The sequence below is a fragment of the Arenibacter latericius DSM 15913 genome (assembly GCF_000424985.1).
Taxonomy (GTDB): domain Bacteria; phylum Bacteroidota; class Bacteroidia; order Flavobacteriales; family Flavobacteriaceae; genus Arenibacter; species Arenibacter latericius.
In genome coordinates this window covers 1-3,253 of sequence record NZ_AUKX01000089.1, presented here as the reverse complement: position 1 = coordinate 3,253, position 3,253 = coordinate 1, and the positions used below count along the sequence as shown (strand labels likewise).

Sequence of the window (3,253 nt, the reverse complement as noted above, 5' to 3'; positions counted from 1 at the left end):
ATGGCAATTTACTTATTGATAATAACCAGATTGAGAACAAAATTCGGCCAGTGGCTATTGGGAGAAAAAATTACTTGTTTGCTGGATCCCATAAGGCGGCCCAAAGAGCTGCGGTAATCTATTCCTTCTTTGCTATTTGCAAAAAGCACGCAGTCAATCCATACGAGTGGTTAAAATATGTTTTAGAGAATATTATGACCATTAAGTATAACGATATTAAAAATCTCTACCCACAAAATTATAAGAAATTACAGCTGAACAAATAGGCAAAGAATCCGCTTACTAAATTATCTCCATTATACAATGGGGTACTTAGCCGACTGGATACATTACGGCATCTTGAGCAGTAGCTGGAAAAAAGAAAAGCTTCCCGCCCTTCAAGATATGCTGGCTACAGAGCCGCTAAAACTCAAAGAGGAACAGCCACCATTGCTCAATGGCATATGCCCGAGCTGTAAAAAGGGCAAACTGGTCACCGTCCTGACCTTCGACGGACGCGGGCCGCCCGATTGCTGGAAGGAATTGCTGACGTTTACGAATCAACTATAGGAACTACTTGCAAACCGCGAGGCAGAAGCGCTATGACTTAAGGTAAATGTTAAACCAAAAAGAAACAGGACGGTTCGCCAAACTGGCGCAAAAGTTGGATTTAGGTCACTAGAAAAATGCCGAAGTTCAATTGTCAATACAAAACCACGGCAAGTCTGCCGAAATACGACTCCATAAAAAACGCTAAAAAGAAAGCTTTCCCCATAGAGGGAGACCGGATCCGTCAACAAGATATTCAGCCCTGGCCTATCGGCGGGCCAAATACTTAGTTATTGTACCACGTATTTTTTAAGAAACCCAAGTTCCTTTTATTTTGTCAATTTTCCAATTTCCGTTTTCGTCTTTTCGAATAAAAATTCGACAACCACCTCCATTCAGACGACCTTTTACGAAACCAGCATTCAAAACTCCGAATGTTTTTGTTTTGTCAAATAAAATTCGAGTAAATGACATTGAACCTCGAAAGTTGAAATCGTATTTAGTTGTCCAAAATTCCCGTCTTTCTGGGAATTCGGACATTGGTTTGAACCTTAACTTCTCATTGTTCGACTTTAGATTGGCAAAGTCCACTTTAAATCCATTTTCCAATTCAAAGTTTTTAGAGTCAACGACAAGTTTTTGCTCGTTGAAATGATTAATCAATTCATACATATCTTCTCTTTCAAATCGGTTTATTGAATCAGGAAAGGCAATGTAAATTTCGGTTGTGTCATTGATAATCGAATCGCGCCTTTTTTGCCATTCTTTTAATCTATTTTGATAGTCATCTGACTTTTGCCAATCTTCGAGTGCTTTGTTATAATCATTTTTTGCGTCAAAACCTTGTTCAGTCAGATATTTTGGTGAAGGTGGTGGTGGCGTTGGAATTAGACGAATATCGTCATACATTTTGTCCGATAGTTCAGGAAACAATTCGTAGAACACTTTCTGCTCAAATTCCAAATCGGTTAGTTCGGTTTTCTGTTCACAATTAAACAAAGTGAATGAAAATATCATTAAAATCAGTATTTGAGGCAATCTTGTCATATGTGGTACAACGTTTAGTATATGAAAAGTAGGCGATTACGAAGCACCAAACTTTCGGTTAAGCACGAACTTTGAAATGAGATACAAGCCTTGATTTTAGCACTAATTCGCCTATTTTTTATATACATTGTTAGCGGTTCTTTGTTTTCATTTCAGTTACATTCTGTCATAGATTTGTCTTGGTACTCGTTTTAAAATTGACGCAATTATTCGCCAACGTTTGGTGACATAAGCTATTTTCTTTTTCTGTTTAATAGCTTCAAAAATTTGTCGAGTTGCTTTTTCAACTGGCGCAACCCAAAATTGTCCTTCTCCTTTAGCCATATCAGTATCAACAAACCCTGGTCTTATATCTGTTACAAAAATTGATTCATTTATTTTTTTTGCTTTTTGTCTTAACCCTTCCAAGTAATTGATCTGATACGATTTTGTTGCATTGTATGCAGGTGCAATTCCACTTCCACGAAGTCCACCAACTGAACTGATAGCAACTAAATGTCCTGACTTCTGATTCTCAAAATAATTAAAAGCCCAATTTGCGATACAAGTAAATCCCATTACATTGGTTTCAACTGTCCGCTTTTCAATTTCAAAGTCAAGTTTCTCATTTAAGTCGCCCGTTCCTGAACTAATTATTAGTAAGTCAAGGCCACCAAGTACAGTTGTTAAAGCTTCTAAATTTTCAACAATTATTTTCGTGTCGGTTATGTCAAAAGACCGTGTATAATATGAGTTTGGATTTTGCGATTTCAATTCTTCAAGTAATTCAGTCCGTCTGCCTGTAATGCCAACTTTATAATCATTGTCAACCAAAATTTTAGCAATTCCTTTTCCAATTCCTGATGTCGCACCGATAATTATTGCTTTTTTCATAAAGTGATTTTTAGGGCAAAAATAATGATGTTTAGAATTTAAAATCTTGGTGCTGACCAACATTTTAAATCTTGACACGGTTTAGCAATTTACTGAAATTTGTAGAGTCTATTCTCAAATAAGAAGCCAAATCTTTATTGGAAACCATATTAATAAGAAAAGGATATTTTTTAGTTAATAGAACAAAACGTGATTCAATATCGTGTGACATTAATTGATAATGTCTTTCTACCATTTCTACTAAAAAGAATTCAGTTATCTTTCGGAATAAAGTTTCAATTTCGCGATATTCTAACATCAATTGTTGATGTTTTTTGTAGGAAATTCTTAAGAAACGGCTATCTGTTATCGTTTCTAAATAGCATTTTGAAGGTGTTTGTGTTAGAAAAGATTCTGGTATTGTAGAAAAGGAAGGTGCGAACGAAAAAGAAATTATATGTTCTTTATCATCTTTTAAATAATAGGATTTCTGTACACCTTCTAAGACAAAATAAAGGTACTTTTGAGTTTCTCCTTGCGCAGTCATTGTAGTTTTTTTGGGAACTGATATTTCCTTCCAATGCGAAATATACTCGTTTAATACTACATTCTTTATCTTGTGTATGTTTAGTAAAAATTCTTTCATTTATTATTTCAATAGTTCTACTAAATAGTTGAACTTGTTATTTGTATAAGTATTTTTTAGATAAGTTCGATTTTTTTTTCAATGACCGCTAACGCCCGAGCTATGAGCAGTACGGGAGCGGACATGCACAGACCTTTTCTCCACGCACCTAGCCAAAGCATTTTGGTTGCGTTTATCTTT

At 35.4% G+C, this 3,253-nt stretch carries 4 protein-coding genes and 1 pseudogene; 2 read left to right on the top strand and 3 right to left on the bottom strand.

Annotated elements, in window-relative coordinates; translation table 11 throughout:
- Positions 1-266 (top strand): IS66 family transposase (locus H344_RS0116635; protein ID WP_026811306.1); only part of this gene is annotated, 266 nt, incomplete at its 5' end.
- 61 nt (positions 267-327) lie between these two features.
- A pseudogene (locus H344_RS22480) lies at positions 328-549 on the top strand (IS91 family transposase); the annotation flags it as partial.
- Positions 550-837: 288 nt separating this feature from the next.
- Here H344_RS22480 and H344_RS0116620 read toward each other — a convergent pair.
- The 3 genes from H344_RS0116620 to H344_RS0116610 form a co-directional block, all read right to left on the bottom strand.
- Entirely contained in the window at positions 838-1,545 is a 708-nt protein-coding gene (locus tag H344_RS0116620) for a hypothetical protein (RefSeq protein ID WP_240485012.1), read from the bottom strand.
- A gap of 186 nt (positions 1,546-1,731) precedes the next feature.
- The gene (locus H344_RS0116615) at positions 1,732-2,448 is read right to left on the bottom strand and encodes an SDR family NAD(P)-dependent oxidoreductase (RefSeq protein ID WP_026811303.1); all 717 of its coding nucleotides are present in this window, start codon (positions 2,446-2,448) and stop codon (positions 1,732-1,734) included.
- Positions 2,449-2,512: 64 nt separating this feature from the next.
- The gene (locus H344_RS0116610; protein WP_026811302.1) at positions 2,513-3,073 is read right to left on the bottom strand and encodes a Crp/Fnr family transcriptional regulator; all 561 of its coding nucleotides are present in this window, start codon (positions 3,071-3,073) and stop codon (positions 2,513-2,515) included.
- Between the last annotated feature and the right edge of the window lie 180 nt (positions 3,074-3,253).